Origin of the sequence: Ureibacillus terrenus (assembly GCF_006569205.1) — a bacterium.
Classification (GTDB): domain Bacteria; phylum Bacillota; class Bacilli; order Bacillales_A; family Planococcaceae; genus Ureibacillus; species Ureibacillus terrenus.
Map to the genome: position 1 here is coordinate 152,793 of NZ_VIGD01000003.1, position 20,584 is coordinate 173,376.

At 44.2% G+C, this 20,584-nt stretch carries 13 protein-coding genes and 1 pseudogene; 2 read left to right on the forward strand and 12 right to left on the reverse strand.

From position 1 onward, the window contains the following. Window positions 1-289 precede the first annotated feature (289 nt). Window positions 290-2,980, reverse strand: a complete 2,691-nt coding sequence (locus FKZ59_RS03735; RefSeq protein WP_141601399.1) for a cation-translocating P-type ATPase — start codon at window positions 2,978-2,980, stop codon at window positions 290-292. Window positions 2,981-3,337: 357 nt separating this feature from the next. Here FKZ59_RS03735 and sspO point away from each other — a divergent pair, with 357 nt between their 5' ends. Continuing rightward, window positions 3,338-3,493 carry a small acid-soluble spore protein O gene (gene sspO, locus FKZ59_RS03740; protein WP_141601400.1) on the forward strand — a complete coding sequence of 52 codons (156 nt, stop codon included), beginning with the start codon at window positions 3,338-3,340 and terminating at the stop codon, window positions 3,491-3,493. A 116-nt stretch (window positions 3,494-3,609) separates the two neighbouring features. Here the strand turns inward: sspO and FKZ59_RS03745 are convergent, their stop codons facing one another. From FKZ59_RS03745 to FKZ59_RS03765, 5 genes and pseudogenes are all read right to left on the reverse strand, one after another. Continuing rightward, entirely contained in the window at window positions 3,610-4,704 is a 1,095-nt protein-coding gene (locus FKZ59_RS03745) for a DUF4085 family protein (RefSeq protein ID WP_181733167.1), read from the reverse strand. Between the two features lie 242 nt (window positions 4,705-4,946). Continuing rightward, on the reverse strand, window positions 4,947-6,911 hold the full coding sequence (locus tag FKZ59_RS03750) for a TRAP transporter permease (protein ID WP_141601402.1): 1,965 nt from the start codon (window positions 6,909-6,911) through the stop codon (window positions 4,947-4,949). Window positions 6,912-6,921: 10 nt separating this feature from the next. After that, complete coding sequence (locus FKZ59_RS03755) at window positions 6,922-7,881, reverse strand: TAXI family TRAP transporter solute-binding subunit (RefSeq protein WP_181733168.1); 960 nt, start codon at window positions 7,879-7,881, stop codon at window positions 6,922-6,924. A gap of 388 nt (window positions 7,882-8,269) precedes the next feature. Next, window positions 8,270-9,961, reverse strand: coding sequence for an ABC transporter ATP-binding protein (locus FKZ59_RS03760; protein ID WP_141601404.1), 1,692 nt, complete (start codon window positions 9,959-9,961; stop codon window positions 8,270-8,272). Between the two features lie 199 nt (window positions 9,962-10,160). Then, a pseudogene (locus FKZ59_RS03765) lies at window positions 10,161-11,086 on the reverse strand (M20 metallopeptidase family protein). A gap of 642 nt (window positions 11,087-11,728) precedes the next feature. Between FKZ59_RS03765 and FKZ59_RS03770 the strand changes: the two are divergent. After that, window positions 11,729-13,702: an acetoacetate--CoA ligase gene (locus FKZ59_RS03770; protein ID WP_141601405.1), complete on the forward strand. Its 1,974-nt coding sequence runs from the start codon at window positions 11,729-11,731 to the stop codon at window positions 13,700-13,702. A 128-nt stretch (window positions 13,703-13,830) separates the two neighbouring features. On the opposite strand, the gene FKZ59_RS03775 is transcribed toward FKZ59_RS03770, so the two are convergent. From FKZ59_RS03775 to FKZ59_RS03800, 6 genes are read right to left on the reverse strand one after another with little or no spacing between them, the layout of a single operon-like run. Further along, a complete protein-coding gene (locus tag FKZ59_RS03775) occupies window positions 13,831-15,216 on the reverse strand; it encodes an ammonium transporter (RefSeq protein ID WP_141601406.1) in 1,386 nt (461 codons plus the stop codon). Between the two features lie 21 nt (window positions 15,217-15,237). Continuing rightward, complete coding sequence (locus FKZ59_RS03780; RefSeq protein ID WP_141601407.1) at window positions 15,238-15,579, reverse strand: P-II family nitrogen regulator; 342 nt, start codon at window positions 15,577-15,579, stop codon at window positions 15,238-15,240. Window positions 15,580-15,592: 13 nt separating this feature from the next. Next, on the reverse strand, window positions 15,593-16,930 hold the full coding sequence (gene glnA / locus FKZ59_RS03785) for a type I glutamate--ammonia ligase (RefSeq protein ID WP_141601408.1): 1,338 nt from the start codon (window positions 16,928-16,930) through the stop codon (window positions 15,593-15,595). 22 nt (window positions 16,931-16,952) lie between these two features. After that, window positions 16,953-17,840 carry a diaminopimelate epimerase gene (gene dapF, locus FKZ59_RS03790; RefSeq protein ID WP_141601409.1) on the reverse strand — a complete coding sequence of 296 codons (888 nt, stop codon included), beginning with the start codon at window positions 17,838-17,840 and terminating at the stop codon, window positions 16,953-16,955. A 5-nt stretch (window positions 17,841-17,845) separates the two neighbouring features. Then, window positions 17,846-19,099 (reverse strand): LL-diaminopimelate aminotransferase, encoded by a 1,254-nt coding sequence (locus FKZ59_RS03795; RefSeq protein ID WP_141601410.1) that lies wholly within the window; start codon window positions 19,097-19,099, stop codon window positions 17,846-17,848. Between the two features lie 7 nt (window positions 19,100-19,106). Continuing rightward, complete coding sequence (locus FKZ59_RS03800) at window positions 19,107-20,582, reverse strand: glutamate synthase subunit beta (protein WP_141601411.1); 1,476 nt, start codon at window positions 20,580-20,582, stop codon at window positions 19,107-19,109. Window positions 20,583-20,584 lie beyond the last annotated feature (2 nt).

Sequence of the window (20,584 nt, forward strand, 5' to 3'; positions counted from 1 at the left end):
TAGGAAAACATTAGGTAAGCGCTTACAAAATGAATGGTTAGAATTGATCGAAATGTAAAAAAATAATTCTTATATATTTCTAGTATATAATGTAATAACTTCATAAATAAGTGAAATTTTGTTGAACCTTTGTCCCTCCTTTCTGCCAAATCAAAGGATGCCCCTTTCCGCTCTAACATTTTATTAATATAATTTCGGATTACAAAAAATAGAGCGGATGAGGAAAGAATTTCCCCATCCGCTCTGTAATTATTATATTTGAACTGCAAAATCTCCGAAAAAGGGACTACTAATTATATTTCCTTTTAAGGATGATGGCATCAATTGCACCCGGCAGGATTGTCGGGATGCTGGCCATCAAAAGTATGAACAGCCAATCCAATAATCGAATCGGAGCTGTCGAGAAAATTGGCTGCAATGCCGGTATATAAATGACGATCAACATTAAAACAAGGGAAGATGAAACCGCCCAGACAAGATACCGATTGCCGAATGGATTTCGTGAAAAAACCGATTTATTGGAGCGGCAATCAAATACATGAATCAATTGGGCCATCACAAGGGATGCAAAGGCTGCCGTTTGGGCATATACCAAATCATCCGGATGATTTTCAAGCGTCACCAAGAAAACGGCCAGCGTGACAATGCCGATTAGAAGCCCCCGTGAAATGACTTTCCAGCCAAGCCCCCTTGCGAATATTCCTTCCTTAGGATCCCGCGGCTTGCTTTTCATCAAATCTTCTTCCGGCTGGTCGACCCCTAAAGCCATCGCGGGCAGGCCATCTGTGATAAGATTTACCCACAAAATATGAATTGGAATCAAAGGCAAAGGCAATGCACAAATAATCGCGAAAATCATCACAAGCATTTCACCGACATTGGAAGCAAGGAGATATCGAATAAATTTGCGGATGTTTTCATAAATGTTGCGCCCTTCTTGAATGGCCGCTTTGATTGTTGCAAAATTATCATCCAAAAGGATCAGGGACGAAGACTCTTTGGCAACATCAGTACCAGTAATTCCCATTGAAATGCCGATATCCGCCGCTTTAATGGCGGGTGCATCATTTACCCCGTCGCCCGTCATCGCAACAATATGTCCCTTCCGTTGAAGGGCATTGACTATTTTCAATTTATGTTCAGGAGAAACTCTTGCAAATACGGCAACATCTTCCACGACCTTTTCCAATTCTTCCACGGACATTTTGGCCAACGTTCTTCCATCTATTATCATGCTATCCTCTTGATAAATCCCCAGCTCTGCGGCAATAGCTTTGGCTGTAATCAAATGATCCCCGGTAATCATGATGGTTTTGATGCCGGCTTTTTTGCATTCTTCCACCGCTTCTTTCACTTCGGGTCTTGGCGGATCGATCATTCCTTCCAGCCCCATAAACGTAAGTCCTGATTCCGCTTCTTCCGCCCCGGAGATGGAAACATCCGGCGGCAACTCTTTATAAGCGATTGCCATTGTTCTTAATGCCCGGGAATTCAAATCATCAATGGCAGATCGAAGGGATTTCTTCATTTCGAATGTCAGAGGCTGCGCTTTTCCGTCCCAGATTATATGGCTGCTCACATTTGCCAATACGTCCGGAGCCCCTTTCGCAATGACCAATTGTTTTCCGTCCGGATCTTTTACGATCATCGACATCATTTTCCGTGCGGAATCAAAGGGAAACTCTTGAAGGACGGTATAGTCCACCAGCAATTGATGGCGGTCAAATCCCGCCTTCATCGCCGCAACCAGCATCGCGCCTTCCGTCGGGCTGCCGTCTAATACATATTCATCGCCTTTTTTCCTCACTTCGGCATGGTTGCAAAGCATGCCGTACATCAGCATTTGAAGAAGAACTGGTTCTTTTTGGATATCGACCGGCGAACCATCGTGATAAAAAGCCCCTTTAGGAGAATAGTCCGATCCGTCGACTGTCCAGGTCTTCCCGCCGATCCATAGATGAGTGACCGTCATTTTATTTTGCGTCATTGTTCCCGTCTTATCTGAACAGATGACCGTTGCCGTGCCAAGGGTTTCGACGGCCGGCAGTTTCCGGACAATGGCGTTCTTTTTGATCATTTGCGTAACCCCGAGGGAAAGAACGATGGTCACTATGGCAGGGAGCCCTTCCGGAATGGCTGCCACCGCCAAGGAGACCCCTGTCAACAGCATTGTATAAAGGTCGCGGTCCTGAATGACGCCGATTACAACGATTAAAATCGTCAACAACGCTGCGACGACAATGAGGATTTTCCCCAATTGTTTTAGCCGTCTTTGCAAAAGGGTTTCAAAAGATTGGGCAGCCTTTTGCATTAATCCTGAAATTTTCCCCATTTCCGTTTCCATGCCGGTTCCGACGACAATGCCCTTTCCGCTGCCCCGCGTAACAAGGGTTCCCATAAAGGCCATATTTCTCATGTCTCCGATTCCGGGTTCCTCTTCGTCCAATGGATCCGTTGTCTTCTCGACCGGAACCGATTCTCCGGTAAGAGGAGATTCTTCGATTTCAAGGCTGATTGATTCCATAATGCGGACATCCGCTCCAATCCGGTCACCGCTTGAGAACCGGATGACATCCCCCGGAACCAGTTCCCTGGATGGAATCTTCATCCATTCGCCATTTCTCAATACATTCACTTGAGGAGCAGACAATTTTTGGAGTGCCTCCAGCGCCCTTTCCGCTTTTCTTTCCTGAAAAAAACCCAAAAACGCATTTATGATGACAATCGTCAAAATGGTTATGGCATCTGCATACTCTCCCAAAAACAATGAGATCAAGACGGCAACCAGCAAAATGATAACTAGAAAATCCTTAAATTGACGGAAAAAAAGCCATAGGTCCGATTGCTTTTTATAAATCTCGAGTTCATTGTAACCATATTGTTCCAGCCGTTTTTTCGCTTCCTGTTCTGTCAATCCTTCAAACAAATTGGTATTTAGGCTTTTTTCCACTTCACTGACGTTCATCGTATGATAATTCATTGGCAAATTCACTCCCTCTACCCTGAAGAGGCTCCAGCACTACTCTTCAAACAAATCACCAGTTGAAAACGGAGGAAATTATATTAATAAAGATTCCGTTGATATTAGATTACCATTTCTTTTACATTTGTACCCTAATATTCTCTGGATTTTCCTGCAAATGAGCGAATTTTAATATAATCGTCAAAAACTTTTTATTTTTCTTGAATGAATCGCGAATAAGGAGAGGGTCATCCGTCCATAAAAAATGTTTGGACGTTTGACACAGATTTCTTTTCGGGAGATGAAGAAATGTTGGGAAAATAAAAAGAATATTCGCCACCCCTCGTGACAAACTAAAGCCATGGAGGTGTAAAAATGAGCAACAGAGAAAAGAAAAATTTAAGCGGCAATTTCAGCGATGAGCAAGCCGTCAGAAAACAATTGTCCAGGGAGTTCGATCATGAACTGGCAAACGAGCCGTTGACACCGGAAGAAAAGTTTAACAATAAAAAAACGAAAAAAAGGCAGTAGAGAAGAAAACAAATGCCATCCCTCATTATTTTTCCACAAAAATTACTTTCTTCTACTATTAGGAAACGAACGAACCCCCATCCCTGATTGATGGGGCTGTTTCTTATTGAAAACACTTAATCTTTGCCCAGATGATCATTTTCATCGGCTCTGATCCATTTTCGCTTTACATCCTCGTCCAAACAATCAAGACGGTGAAAATAATTTGCCACGGTTTCAAAGTCCATATTTTCCTCATCATTGATATCAATTTTACGCAATGCATCATTGACGATGCCCGCGGCTTCTTCTCCCAGTTCAAATAGAGTGTTAAAGGCTCTTAACCGGACGAAAGGATCTTTATCAAAAAGAGCCGTTCCCAATTTTTCCGCCGGCAACAGCTCATTTAAGTATGCATAAGGATCTTCAAATCGGGCGCAATGGATTTTCTCTTTTGCTTCCTCAAATGTGCGTCCCAACCATTCATCCCCTGCAAAAATCCCTTCGTCTTTCTGGGATAGGCTGTCCAAATCAATTTCAACGAAACGGCAATTTTTTACAATGAAATATTGATTGTCCGGGTTCAGCGATGCAACATAGCCGCTCCACGATCCGATTTCACCGGGTTCGCTATAAATGGCCGGACGGTATAAACAATTTGCTGTGACATCTTTGAAATATATCGTGCATTCTTCGTGAGGGCAGCCGAAGCCGGAAATGATTCTCAATCCGAATCCGTCTTCGGATGAATCCAGTTCATCATGCAGATAATATCCTTCCAGATTCCCTTCCATTTTTGCATCATGAAAAACCAGCTGCACGATGGATTCCTTTGTAAATCCGCCGTCCATATTGAGCAAAAGGACAATATCATTCCCTTCTTGTTCGGCCTTCAAAATTTCACCATCATGCAAAGACTCGATAAAAACATTTTGGACAGAAGGCTGGAAATTTTGGATGATTCTATAACGTTTTTTAGTAATAACCCCGCTGTTTTCAATAAACCGGTCGATTGTTTCATTGCACCATTCTTCAAATTCATTCATTAAATCATTATTGGAAAATAACGTCCGTTCCAGTATTTCCTTTTGAAATTTTTGCGGGATGACATCCAAATAATTGGCCAAATCTTCATATAACTTCTCTTCCAATTCGGAATCAAACTCTTCCCCGAAAGGAAAAAGATTCGCCGCCTGGAAGACTTTTTGCCGCTCCCGAGTCAAGTAAAACATGGTTCCACCTCTTCTGTATAGTTGAACTACCATATATTCTAATGAGATTTTTGAATAATCTCCAGACTATTGTTTTATAATCTTATTTTTACTGAGTGTGTACATAAAAAAATTATGTAAACCAATAAAAAGTTGTTTGTTTCTTAAAAAGAGCCGTACAAAAACTCCATAAACCCTTTTATGGGGCTATGGAGTCTGAAATATCCTCTATTTTTCCATAAATATTATAAATTTTCCTTTCGCTATTCCGCTATTGACGTCTTTTCCTCAATTTCAACCGTTTTTGATTTGATCAAAAGGTGGGACATCAGGACCCCTCCTACGGCCAATAGGGATATGGCATTTATGATGAGATTTGTATCGATTAAACAAATTCCCGCTGCCAATAATAAAATCCTTTCGGCCAGGAATGTTTGTCTAATCAGGTAGCCTTTCAATCCCGCCGCCAAAGCAATCCCTCCGATGATTGCCGTTGCGCCTGCAAAAATATATTCGCCAACGGTTCCGCCGGTCAATAGCAAAGTCGGATTGAAGATGAAGAAGAAAGGCACAATAAACCCCATCAGCCCCAACCTTACGGATTCCATTCCCACTTTATTCGGAGATTCTCCCGCAATTCCCGCCGCTGCGTAGGCAGCTAAAGCAACGGGAGGGGTAATGCTGGATAGCGCCGCAAAGTAGAAGGCGAACATATGGGCAGCAATCGGTACAACCCCCAATTGCGCCAAAATCGGAACGGAAATCGTTGCCACGATAATATATGCCGCTGTCGCCGGCACTCCCATTCCCAGGACAATGCTGATCAAAGCGGTCAATAAAGCTGCCATCAGCACACTTTCCCCGGCAAAGCTGATTACATTATTGCCGATAATTAAACCGACACTTGTCAATGTAATCGTGGCAATCACAATCCCTACAATAGCGCAGGCAATACCGACGCTGATTGTGCCTTTGACCCCTTCCACTATGGAATCAATGATCGCGGACAAACCCATTCTGGTACTTTTGCGGATGGCTGCCGCAGGAACAACGGAAAGCATGGAGATGATCGCCGCATATAACGGCGAAAATCCGGTAAATAACAAAATAAGCAACAGCATCAATGGAATGGATAAATGGCCGCCCTCTTTCAGCACTTTTTTGGCGTTTGGTATATTTTCTTTTGAGATTCCTGATAACCCCATCTTTTTCGCTTCAAAATGAACCATCATGAACAGCGTCAAATAATACAGGATGGCCGGAATAATACCCGCCAGGATGATGATGGAATAAGATACGCCCATGTATTCGGCCATGATGAAAGCAGCCGCGCCCATTACAGGAGGCGCAATCAATCCTCCCGTAGAAGCCACCGCTTCCACGGCCCCTGCAAACTTCTTGGAATAGCCCGCTTTTTTCATCATCGGAATGGTCACCGTACCTGTCGTCACAACATTGCTCACCGCACTGCCGCTGACCGTCCCCATTAATGCACTTGCAAAAACCGCCACTTTTGCGGGTCCCCCTGCAGTCCTGCCTGCGATAGTCAATGCCAGTACATTGATAAAATCCGAAAATCCGCTGTTTTTTAAGAAGGCACCAAATAAAACAAACACAAAAATATAAGTTGCAGAAACGCCCAAAGCAGTTCCGAATATTCCTTGTCCACCCCAATACATCAGGTTGACGACACGTTCAATACTGAATCCGTAATGCCCCAGCAATCCGGGAATATAAGCGCCAAAAAAATTATACAGCAAGAAGAATAAAGCGATGAGCGTCAAGCCCATTCCCACGACGCGGCGGCTCGCCTCAAACAATAAAATTAATGCCAAAATTCCCACATAAATATCAAAGGTTGTATTCTCTCCCGCGCGATCCCGCACAAAGACGTCGTAGGTGATCAACAAATAAGAGATGACAAAAATGGATAACACAATGCACACAATATCTGCGATCGTCGGCAGCTTCCGCGTGCCGACGCTCCTTTTCGTTGCCGGATAAAAAATAAAGCTGAACAGGAGCAGAAACCCTAAATGCCATGCCCGGAATTTTACGGCATCCATGATGCCAAATGTATTCATGTAAAGTTGGAAAATGGTCCAAACAACCGCCAAAAGCACGACGATTTTTCCAAAAACCCCTACATACTTTCTTGAATGGAGCGATTTCTCCTCCACTTCCACCAATTGTTGAACATCCACATTCAGTTCATTTTTTGTTACCATTGAATCCCCCCTATTCCACTACTCCAATTTCCCGGTAATATTTCAAAGCTCCTGGATGTATCGGCACTCCTGCAGTGCCTTCAACAGCCTTTTTCGGATCAAACTGTTTTGCGATGCTGTATGATTTACTAAGTTCTTCAACGTTTTCCCAAAGCAGCTTGGTCAGCTGATAAGCGGATTCTTCCGAAACACTTTCGTCAATCACGATGGCACTATATTGTCCGATGGTAATAATGGGCTCGGATTGTTTATCATATGTGTTTGGTTCGATGACATATTTAAAATTCCATGGATATTTTTCAGTCAATTTATGAATCGCTTCCTCCGAAAAACTGAGAACTTTAGTATCAAGTGTGGATATTAATTCCGTCGTCGCTGCTGACGGCACACCGGAATAGATATTAACGGCATCTACCTGGCCGTTTCTCATCAAATCCGTCGCTTCCGTAAATCCGACATAATTCCCCTTTACTTCATCGGGTTCTATTCCATGGGCTTCCAACACCAGTTTGGATTCGATTTCGGTTGCACTCCCAGCCGCGCCAAAAACAAAACTTTTTCCCTTCAAATCTTCGATCGTTTGGATACGTTTGTCGTTTTTTGCCACAATATGGCTGACGTTCGGGTAGAGATTGGCCAGGATGCGGACTCCTTTGTACGGTTTCCCTTTGAAGGAGCCGGTTCCATTGTATGCTTCGTAAGCAAAATTAACGGTTGTAAAGGCGATATTCGCCTCTCCTTTGCTCATCAGCTTCAAGTTTTCAATACTTCCATTTGACGCTTGGGAGGCCACTCTTTTTTGCATTTCGTTCGTCCACAATGTCGACAGACCCGCCCCCAGCGAATAATAAACCCCTGTCGTTGTTCCGGTCGTAAAGATCAAAGGTTCCCCATACCGTTCAGCATTGCTTTGACACCCCAAAAGCAGAACGGCACCCATCAGCATCGCGATAAGAAATTTCCCCTTCATCCCCATCCCTCCAAAAATTTTTTTTATCCGTTTACTATTTCAAACGGGTTAAATTAACTATTTCAATCGATGAAATAATAGATAAATGCATGAAATCTTCTTTTTTACGCACAGGCGGTAAACATTACCGTATTTTGTACAGAAATTTTAATTTTCCGAACCGAATCCCGTCAATTATTTTCGAAACAAAAATTTCTACAAAAAAACCATATTATCTGTCGAAATACCAATTCCGCTAAAAAACCGAAGACGCTGTTGAGCAACCAAATAAAAAAAGCCTGCAAAACAATGTTTGCAGGCTTCAAAAAAATTAACAAAACTTCCGATTGGATGAGTAAAAAAACGGGGCGAATATCAATTCGCTCCGTTTTAATGTCTTCCTGTTATGTTACTTGAGGTAAGCCATCTCTTCCGCTTTTTGAAACTGTGCTTTGTGCAATTTTGCGAACACGCCGTTTAAAGCGAGCAGTTCTTCATACGTCCCTTCTTCTTCAATGCCATTGTCCGTGACAACAAAGATCCGGTCCGCATTGCGGATCGTCGCCAGCCGGTGGGCGATGACGAGCGTTGTGCGGTTTTTGGACAGCTCGTTCAACGAATTTTGGATCATCATCTCGGTTTCCGTATCGAGCGCGGAAGTGGCTTCATCCAAAATCAGGATCGGCGGATTTTTCAAAAACATCCGCGCGATGGCGAGCCGCTGCTTTTGACCCCCGGACAATTTCAGGCCGCGCTCGCCTATTTGAGTATCATACCCGTCAGGAAGCGATTCAATGAAATCCTTCAAATGCGCCTTTTCGGCTGCGGCCTGAATTTCTTCAAAGCTGGCGCCCAAACGGCCATATTCGATATTTTCGCGGATGGTTCCCGTAAAAAGAAACACATCCTGTTGGACAATGCCGATTTGTTGCCGGAGGGATTTTTGGGTCATATCCCTTATATCGATGCCGTCTATGGTGATGGAACCTTCATCCACATCATAGAAGCGGGGAATCAACGAACAGATGGTCGTCTTTCCTGCCCCGGACGAACCCACGAAAGCGATGGTCTGCCCAGCTTTAATATCAAAAGAAACATTGTTCAATACGGGTTTTGTCTCATCATATCGGAACGATACATCTTTGAATGAAATATTGCCTTCTAAATGCGGGACGGCAATGGCATTTTCCCGGTCCTTGATTTCCGGTTCCTGCCTGAGCATTTCGCGGAACCGCTTAAAGCCCGCCATCCCTTTTGGATAAAGCTCCAACAACGCGCTGATTTTATCCACCGGTTTGATCAATACGTTCGTATATAAAACGAAACTTACCAATTCGCCGTAGGACAATTTGCCGTTGTAGCTCAGCCAGGCGCCGACCACCAAAATGACCAGCGTGAGAAGCCGGGTCATAAAATAGATGCTTGAATGGGTCCCCGCCATCACTTTATAAGCATAAAGCTTGGCTGATTGGAAAAAGCCGTTTTGCTTGCGGAAACGGTCCATTTCAAACTCTTCGTTCGTAAATGCCTTTACCACACGGATTCCCGAGATGCTGTCCTCCACTCTCGCATTGACATCGGCAATTTTGCTGTACATCTCTTTCCAGGCATTGTTCATTTTCGTATTGCAATAAGTCACGAGCCAAATCAAAAACGGCATGAAGACAAGGGCAATCAACGCAAGGGGCGGATTGATCTGGAACATGATCACAAATGCCCCGATGAATGTCATCATGGCAATAAAGAAATCTTCGGGACCATGATGGGCAAATTCCCCGATGTCAAACAAATCGTTCGTAATCCGGCTCATAATGTGGCCGGTTTTAGTATTGTCAAAAAATTTAAAGCTTTGTTTTTGGATATGATCGAATAAATCCCGGCGCATGTCCGTTTCAATATTGATGCCAAGCTTGTGCCCCAAATAATTGACAACAAAGTTCATGAACGTGCTTAACAAATACACAAGCAGCAACAATATGTTCACTTGCACAATTTTTCCCCAATTGCCTTCCGGTAACAACGTATCAATGAACCATTGCACCGCAATCGGGAAAAACAAATCCAAAACGGCCACTAAGACGGCACAAGAAAAGTCGATGATAAATAAGCGTTTATGCGGTTTGTAATATGAAAAAAATGCTTTAACATCTGGTTTCCCTTTCTATCCATATTCATATCACAAATTATACAAAAAATTGTTCCAAATTGATAATATTTTTCATTTACCAAAAACGGCAAAACAAAAGGCAGGAGAGTCAGGTCTCCTGCCTGCTTGCTTTGAAATTTCCATCATCCGACGCTTACAATTCCGATCCAATCGCACCATTCAAATAATCATGAGCTATAAAAGCGAATGCTTTTTGGATGTTGAAGAGCGCCCTTTCGTCTATATCGAAGTTTCCATGGTGATGCGGATATTGGGTTTCTTCCCTTTCGTTCCTTGAACCGACTTTAAAGTATGTGCCCGGCTTCTCCAATAAGAAATAGGCAAAATCCTCCGCTCCCATGGAAGGGGTTTGTTCGATGACCGCTTCCTCTCCAAAACCTTCCATCAAGGCCCGCTTCACTTTTTCTGTTTGTTCCGGATCGTTATAAAGGGCCGGATAGCCGAATAAATACTCAATCTCAGATTCAATATTATGTGCTGACGAAATCCCTTTCGTAATTTGTTCGATCCGATTTTTTATGTGGTGCCGTACTGATTCATCGTATGTCCGCACCGTTCCTTCCAAAAACGCGTTTTCGGCGATTACATTGAAGGCCGTTCCCGATTGAAACTTCCCGATCGTCACAACGGCTGAATGCAATGGATTGATATTGCGGCTGACAATCTTTTGGAGGCCCGTGACCAATTCAGCTCCTGCCACCAACGCGTCCACGGCTTCATGCGGACGGGCCGCATGCCCTCCAAGGCCTTTCAAATGGATTTTAAAATGATCCACGGCCGCCATCTGATAACCCGGACCGATTGCCACCTTCCCCACTTCTAGCGAAGAATCCAAATGGGCGGCAAATACGTAATCGACGTCCTCCAAAATATTTTGCGCAATCATTTCCTTAGCCCCGCCCGGCGGTTTTTCCTCCGCATGTTGGAAAATCAACAAAATGTTTCCTTTCAGAAGATGCCGATGCTTTGAGACGCTTTGGCAAATCCCAATAGCGCCGCCGTATGGCCGTCATGCCCGCATGCATGGGATACGCCTTCTTTTTTTGAAGCATAGCTCACCTTTTTTAAATCCTGAATCGGCAATGCATCAAAGTCCGCACGGAAGGCAACGGTTTTTCCGGGTTGCCCCCCTTCGATCTTTGCAACTAATCCTGTTCCTCCGACATTCCTTTGGACCGTCAATCCAAAGTCCTCCAACTTTTCTGCGATGAATTTGCTCGTTTCATGCTCCTCAAAGGAAAGTTCCGGATGCTGGTGCAAATGACGCCGCCATTTAACTACATCATCAAATGAGTGTTCAATCTCACGGATCAAGTTCGTTAATTCCAATTGGTTGACAATGTTTCCCAATATCCCCTCACCCCTATCCTTATAATTCCTATAATAAAACTTATGATTATAAAAAGATTATATTCTTGAAAACACGAAAAAACAAATATTTCAAATAAAATTCAATCTTTCTACTAAAAAAATATACAAGTTATGAAAAAAAAAGTAATATTTTATCAAAAATCTATCATGTATTGAAAACTCTTCTTTTTTAATTATGAAAATTTATTGTCAGGAGCATTTTTTTATTATTCTATTCATAATTAATTAATATTCTAAATTCTATTAATTGTTTGCGGAAAGTATCGAAGAAATGGCAAAAGAAAACTCCCCATATTTTCAATAAATCGAATTACTGAAAGGATGATTTGATTGATTACAGTACTGGAAGGATCGCTGTTATACACGCCGGATGAAGCCACGGTTCAAAACAGCGAATTGACCCGCTACAAACAATGGCTGCGGGAGCACTACGGCTACCAGTTTGATTCCCACCAGGCATTATGGGATTGGTCCACCACAGAAACGGAAGAATTTTGGAAATCCATTTGGGAATACTGTGAAGTGGTCCATAGCCGGCCGTATGACAAGATTTTGTCCGGCAATGAAATGCCTTTTGTCAAATGGTTTCAAAATGCCCATTTAAATTATGTGGACCAGATCTTTCGCAATAAAGAACTTCCGAATCCTGCAATCATTTATAAAGCCGAAAATCAACCGCATCAAACGGTTTCGTGGAAAACGCTGTACGAAGATGTGGCGGCGCTGGCCCATTATATGAAAAAACTTGGAATACAAAAAGGGGACCGGGTGGCGGCATATGCACCAAATATCCCCGAAACCGTCATCGGCTTTTTGGCCTGTGCAAGCATCGGCGCGATTTGGTCGGTGGCCTCTCCGGATTTTGGGGTGGGCAGTGTCGTTGACCGTTTTAAACAGATTGAACCGAAACTTCTTATTGCCGTCAACGGCTGCCAATACAACGGGAAGATATATGACAAAATGGATACCATCCGCCATCTGCTCGAAGAAATCCCGTCCATTGAACATTGCATCCTCATCCAGAATGCCGGGGAACAGCCGGAACTGTCTCCAAACATGATTCATTGGGCGGAAGCGGTAAAAGAAAAAAACCTGGAACTTGAAAGTGAACAGGTGGAATTCAGCCATCCATTATGGATTTTATACTCTTCAGGCACTACCGGTTTGCCTAAGCCGATTGTCCATTCCCACGGAGGCATCATTCTCGAACATTTAAAATCCCTGAAGCTTGAAGGGAATATCGGAAAAGACGACCGTTTTTTCTGGTTTACGACAACCGGTTGGATGATGTGGAACTTCCTGATCAGCGGATTGATGGCGGGAAGCACCATAGTTTTATATGATGGCAGTCCAAGCTACCCGGACCTTTCCGCATTATGGAGCTATGCGGAAGAAGCGGGCATTACGGTTTTTGGGACAAGCGCGGCATTTATCGATTCTTGCATGAAACAAAATTATCGTCCAAATCGGCATTTTTCATTCCCTGAATTGCGGGCGGTCTTCTCAACCGGTTCGCCTTTATCCGCCAATGGCTTTAAATGGGTTTACGATTCCGTGAAAAAAGACATCTTGCTTGTTTCCTTGAGCGGAGGCACCGATGTTTGCACGGGATTCGTCGGAGGAAATGTCTGCCTCCCTGTCAGAGCAGGAATCATTCCGGCACGTTCCCTGGGCGCAAAAGTGGAAAGCTATGATGAAGAAGGCCGTCCGATCATCGGCTCCGTCGGCGAGCTCGTTGTCACAAAACCGATGCCATCGATGCCGATTTATTTCTGGAAAGACCAGGACTACAGCCGATATCTTGACAGCTATTTCAGCACGTATCCAAATGTTTGGAGACACGGAGACTGGATTCAGATCAATGAAGATGGCAGCTGCATCATCTACGGACGTTCCGATGCGACAATCAACCGCTCCGGTGTGCGGATGGGAACAAGCGAAATATATAAAATTGTTGAATCCTTCCCGGAAATCAGGGACAGTTTGGTCGTGGATTTGGAGTATAAAGATCGGCCGTCCTGCTTATCTTTATTTGTCGTCATGCAAAATCCCGGCCAATTTAACGATGCATTCGTCCAACAATTGAAGGATGCCATCAGAAAAAATTTGTCTCCACGCTTTGTACCCGATCAAATCCATGTCATTGAAGAAGTGCCGAAAACGCTGAACGGAAAGAAATTGGAAGTGCCGATCCGGAAAATTTTGCTCGGTATGCCGGCAAATAAAGCCATCAACAAAGATGCCGTCGCAAATCCGAGAGCGCTGGACTTTTTCATTGAATTAAGCAAAACATACAACCATTGAACGTTTTGAGGCGCTGCCCATTGTGCAGCGCCTCTTTGCATGGGAAACCGGATTCCCTGATGCTGAACAAAAGACTTCCAAATCAAGATGCCTTCACATCCCGTTCGGAAGTCTTATGTTAAAAAGGGTTAGGAAGTTTTGCTATTCACTGTGCCGCGTGCCAAGTTGTTTAAACGATCGGCCAACCCCAATCCGTGTACCGGTTTTTCCTCATTGCCGTTGATCACTCTTTCTAATAAGCTTTGGCTCCATTCATATGCATATGCACCATGTTCGGAGTAATCGAGTCCGGCAATTTCTTCTTCGCTTGAAACGCGGATTGGATAGATGTAATTGATCACGACCGTAATGACGCTGACAAGCAAGAAAGTATACACTAAAACCGCTAAAACACCGAGCGCCTGGATTCCCAGCTGAGACGCTCCTGCGCCATAGAACAAACCGCTTGAAGTCGAGAATAAACCTACCGCAAGTGTTCCCCAAATGCCGCAAATGCCATGGACAGCAATGGCTCCTACCGGGTCATCCACACGGAGTTTCGCATCCAGGAAGCGGACACCTTCCACTAATAAAATCCCTGACACTAATCCCACAACAATGGAACCCGGGATTGAAATATCCGCCGCACCTGCCGTAATTCCCACTAAACCGCCTAAAACGCCGTTCAATGAAATGGAAGGATCGATTTTTCCGAAACGGATTCTTGTATACAATGCAGATGCCACAAATGCTGCAGATGTGGAAAGCAATGTTGTCGCAATGACGTTAGGCACCAGGCTTGTATCTGCAGCCAGTGTGCTGGCGCCGTTGAATCCGAACCAGCCCAGCCATAGAACGAATACTCCAAGGGCCCCTAATGGAATGTTATGGCCCGGAATGACGTTGACCTTTTTGCCTGTGTATTTTCCGATACGAGGCCCGAGGAAAATGACCACCGTCAATGCTGCAATGCCGCCTGTTAAATGTACCACCGTAGAACCGGCAAAATCAGTGAATCCCAATTGGGCAAGCCAGCCATCTCCGGACCAAACCCAATGGCCGATAATCGGATAAATGACTATGCTCATTCCAATGGCAATCAACATATAACTTAAAATATGAATCCGTTCGGCAACTGCTCCGGATATAATGGTGATGGACGTCGCTGCGAACATGGCCTGGAAAATGAAAAAGTCGATATCCTCTCTTCCCGATAGGAAAAATCCGTTTGTTCCGACCACACCGCCGGCCGAATCCCCAAACATAAGGCCAAAACCGACGAGATAATATAAAATTGATACCAGGCTGATTGTCAAAAAGTTTTTCATAATGATGTTCAAAGAGTTTTTCGCTCTTGTGAACCCTGTTTCCACCAAGGTAAATCCGGCATGCATGAAAAACACCAATATGGCACCCAACATGACCCAAACCAAGTTAACGGATAACTCCAAAGACTCCACTGTCGGCTCTGCAGCATAGGCTGGCAGTGCGACAAGCAACAACAAAGGAATAATTGAACCAATTTTTTTCAACATCTCTTCTCGACTCCCCTCATCTCAGATAATCGCTTGTTTCCCATGTTCACCTGTCCGGATCCGAATGGCTTCTTCCACAGGAATAATAAAAATTTTTCCATCACCTACCGATCCTGTATTGCATGTTTTTTGGATAACTTCCACAACTTCCTCCACTTGCTCATCATCCACTACCACTTCAATTTTCAGCTTCGGCAGAACTTTTATTTCGAAGGTTGTTCCCCGAAATAAACCTTCCACCCCCTTTTGTTTGCCGGTACCGGCGGCTTCCGTTACCGTCATGCCGCCGATTCCGATGGAATAAAGATTATCCCTCAATTCTTTGAACACCTCTGGACGCGTGATGACCTCAACTTTTTTCATGAATCGTCCCCCTTTAATATAAAGTGATATAACGTTCACGTTCCCATGGATGTACGCTGATTCTGAATTCATCCCACTCCAACCGTTTGGCTGCGATAAAGTGGGTAGTAATATGTTCTCCCAGCGCCGCTTTGATCACTTCGTTTTGTTCCAATGCATCAAGCGCTTCTTCCAGGCTGGATGGAAGACTTTTAATGTTCAGGTCTTCTAACTCTTGCTCATTCATTTTGTAAATATTGGAGTTTACAGGTTCGCTGAGAGTCAACTTGTTTTTAATGCCGTCTAACCCTGCAGCAAGCATGACTGCTAATGCGAGATATGGATTTGCGGATGGATCCGGGTTTCTTAATTCAATTCGTGTACTTAATCCACGGCTTGCAGGAACGCGTACAAGAGGACTGCGGTTTTTGCCTGACCAAGCGATATAACAAGGAGCTTCATATCCTGGAACTAACCGCTTATAGGAATTTACTGTCGGGTTTGTGATGGCAGCGAAACTGTAAGCATGTTTTAAGATTCCTGCCAAATATTGTTTCGCTGTTTCACTCAAACCAAGTTCATCATTTTCATCATAGAAGGCATTTTCATTTCCCCGGAAAAGTGATTGGTGGCAGTGCATTCCTGAACCGTTTACCCCGTAGAGAGGTTTTGGCATGAATGTTGCATGTAATCCATGTTTTCTGGCAATGTTTTTCACGACTAATTTGAACGTTTGGATATTGTCAGCTGTTTCGACCGCATTTGCATATTTGAAGTCAATTTCATGTTGCCCAGGAGCAACTTCGTGGTGAGAAGCTTCAATTTCATATCCCATTTGTTCCAAAGTTAAAACGATATCACGGCGGCAGTTTTCGCCCAGGTCTGTCGGAGCCAAATCGAAATATCCGCCCTGGTCGTTTAATTCCATTGTCGGATTGCCGCTTGGATCTGCTTTAAACAGGAAGAATTCCGGTTCCGGACCTACGTTCATGGCAGTGAATCCAAGCTCGTTTGCCTCTTTTAATACCCTCTTTAAAGCCCCGCGGGGATCTCCAGGGAAAGGTGTGCCATCCGGCAAATATACATCGCAAATTAACCGGGCAACCTTTCCGTATTCTGTTTCCCAAGGGAAAATGAGCCATGTATTTAAATCAGGGTATAAATACATATCGGATTCTTCAATTCTTACAAATCCTTCAATGGAAGAACCGTCGAACATGATTTTGTTGTCCAACGCTTTTGGCAATTGGCTCAAAGGAATTTCAACGTTTTTGATAATTCCGAACAGGTCTGTAAATTGCAACCGGATATATCGGACATTTTCCTCTTCTGCGATTCTTAGAATGTCTTCTTTTGTGTAATTTCTTTTCATGAATAATTCCTCCTTAAATTTTTTATTCGCCTGATGCTTTTAACAACTTTTCTTTTGTGAAATCTTCCAATTTGAATTCACCATGGCAGATGTATTCCGCCTTTCCTTTCATCCATACATGGTTGTTCTCATCCCAACGTATTTCCAGATCACCCCCCGGCAAATGAACGGTTATGGATTGGTCCTTTTCAATTTTATTGTTCAGAGTGGCAGCGACTACCGCCGCGCAAGCTCCTGTACCGCAGGCCATCGTGATGCCCGAACCCCTTTCCCACACCCGATAGTCGAGTTCATTCGGCTTTTTGACGGCCACTACCCCGACATTCACTCTTTCAGGGAAAATGTCGGAATGTTCAATCATCGGACCAATCTTATCAAGAGGCACCTTATGGACATCATCGACAAACATGATGGCGTGGGGATTGCCCATTGAAACACAGGTTAAGCGGTATTGATTTCCGCCGATTTCGAATGGTTCATTGATGGTCATTGTCATCGGCTCTCCGATCATCGGAATCATGGTCTTTAACAATTTCGGTTCGCCCATATCAACCGTGACATATTCCACTTCTTTCTTCTTTTCGGAAATATGGACTTCCACAATTCCTCCAAGCGTTTCGATGGTAAAACTTTCCGAATCTACAAACTGATGATCGTACAAATATTTCGCTACACATCTCAATCCGTTGCCGCAATTTTTTCCCTCAGACCCGTCCGCGTTAAAAATCCGCATCCGGAAGTCGGCCACTTTGGAATCACAAATGAGAATCATACCGTCGGAACCAATGCCAAATCTCACATCCGAAAGATTTCTGGCAAGTGTTGGAAGCGAATCTTCCTCCAAAGTGTTTTCCAATAGATTGATGAAGATGTAATTATTGCCTAGGCCATGCATTTTCGTAAACAGCATTTTGATCACCCTCTTGAAAATATGAACCGATCTCTTTTCAACCTTCTTTCAATCTCTCTCATCACTTGTTTTTCCTCTTCTTCCGTATCGGCTTCGAATGTAACGGAAAATCTTATGAAGCGTCCTGCATCATCCCAAGGAACGGTTGATATGAGATGTTCACGTATGAGGTATTGGGAGAAATCCTCCGCCGTTTGGAATGACGGACCTTCTTTAATGCCGACCGGCGCTTCGGCATATAAGTAGAAGGAGCCTTTCGGTTTCTCCGCTTGAAAACCGCACCCCCGCAAAACTTGGACGAGCATTTCGTGTCTGCGGGAATATTTTTTGGCCGTTTGTTCCGTGATTTCAGGATGAGCCAATGCAAAACTTGCGGCTTTCTGAATGGGGATAAACTGTCCCGAATCGCTATTGTCCTTGATCGTTTGAAAGGCTTTGACCAGCTTCGGATTTCCTGCAATAAACCCGATTCTCCAGCCCGTCATATTGAAGGATTTGGATAATGAATGGATTTCTACCCCGACCTCCTTCGCTCCCGGCACGGATAAAAAGCTGAGCGGCTTTTCTCCGTCAAACATGAGAGCGGCATATGCTGCATCGTGGACAACGATGATTTGATTGTTTCTTGCAAATTCGACGACTTCCTCAAAAAATTCCTTCGAGGCAACTGCACCTGTCGGATTATTCGGATAATTCAGATAAATCATTTTAGCTTTCTTCAATACTTCCGGATCGATTTGATCCAGGCGGGGCAAAAATCCGTTTTCTTTTAATAGCGGGAGGTGAACAACTTCCCCCCCAAAATATTTTGTATACGTGCCCAGCACGGGGTAACAAGGGGACGGCATCAAGGTAATGTCGCCGGGATTGATGAAAGCGGCCGGCAGGAGGCTGAGCCCTGATTTTGAACCGATAACGTGGTTGATTTCCGTTTCGGGATCCAGATCCGGCACCCCGAACACTTCCGCCATGTAGCGGGAAGCGGCTTCCTTGAATTCCGGGATCCCATTGTCCGAATAAAACCGGTTTTCCGGTTTTGCCGCTTCTTCATACAGTTTTTCGACAACCCTCATATCCGCCATCGCATCCGGCTCCCCGACTCCCAAATCGATCAAAGGGACATGAGGCTTTTCTTTGATGGCCGCCCGTTTGGCCCGCTTAATTTTTTCGAATTTGAATATTTCTTCCTTCAGACCGAAAGAGGGGCCTCCAATCCGGTCGGCAAATAATTGCTGGATATAATCTGTTGCTTGCACCATATCCCTCCTAAAATGATAAGTTTACTTTACTTGTTACATATCGGTGGCATCTTTTTGCGGCTTCTTTCCCTTCCTGGATCGCCCATACGATTAAACTTTGGCCTCTTCTGGCATCTCCGGCCACAAAGACATTTTCCAGATCCGTTTGATAGGAACGGCTCTTTCTTAATCCGCCCACATCAATGTTTAATTGATCGAATAGTTCCCTTTCCGGCCCTTCAAATCCGATGGCAATCAAAACAAGCTGCGCAGAAAGCACTTTTTCGGTGTTCGGTATCGGTTCACGGATTTTTTCGCCTTTTTCATTGAATGTGGTTTTTATGCCGACAGTCTTGACAGCAACGAGCCGGCCTCCATCATCCCCGATAAATTCCAAAGCCGAAGTTGCAAATAGTCTTGGATCGTCGCCGAATTTTGCTTTTGCTTCTTCTTGTCCGTAGTCCAATTTATAAATAAGCGGATATTGTGGCCAAGGATTATCCGGTGCCCGTTCTGCAGGGCGTTTTGGATAAATATCCAATTGAACGACACTTTTGCAATTTTGCCTTAGTGCGGTAGCGATACAATCGACTGCCGTATCACCGCCGCCGATGACCACGACATCTTTTCCTTCCGCAGAAATGTATTGCCCATTTTTCAAGTCGGAATCCAATAAACTTTTTGTATTGGAATGCAAATATTCCATCGCAAAATGAATGCCTTTCAAATTTCTGCCCTTCACATCCATGTCCCGCGGTTTTGTTGCTCCTGTGCAAAGAATGACTGCATCAAATTCTTCTTTTAAACGTTCGATGGAGTAATCTTTTCCTACCTCCACATTCGTCAAGAAGGAAATGCCCGATTCTTCCATCAAGCGGATTCTGCGATCAACAACATGTTGTTCAATTTTCATTTTTGGAATTCCGTACGTAAGAAGTCCTCCAACCCGGTCGCTTCTTTCAAAAACGGTCACCGAATGGCCATAGTTGTTTAATTCATAGGCGCAAGCCAAACCTGCTGGACCTGAACCGACAACGGCGATCTTGATTCCTGTCCGTTGTTTTGGAATCTGCGGTTTTACCCATCCTTCTTCAAAGGCTTTTTCGATGATCGCCCATTCAATGCTTTTGATGCTTACCGAGCTTTCATAGAGGGAAGCGACACATCCAGCTTCACAAGGAGCCGGACATGCCCTTCCTGTGAACTCAGGAAACGGATTTGTCTTGCTTAAACGTTCATAAGCCTCTTTCCACTTTCCTTGATACACCAGTTCATTCCATTCCGGAATTAAGTTGAAGATTGGACATCCTGTCGTCATGCCCCCAATCAATGAACCGTTCTGGCAAAATGGAACGCCGCAATCCATGCAACGGGCCGCCTGTTTGGCTAAAGTGTTTTCGGAAGGCAAAGAAGAAATTTCCTTCCAATCTCGGATTCTTTCTAAAGGATCACGATACCGGACATTTTCCCTTTTATATTCCAAGAATCCAGTTGGTTTCCCCATTT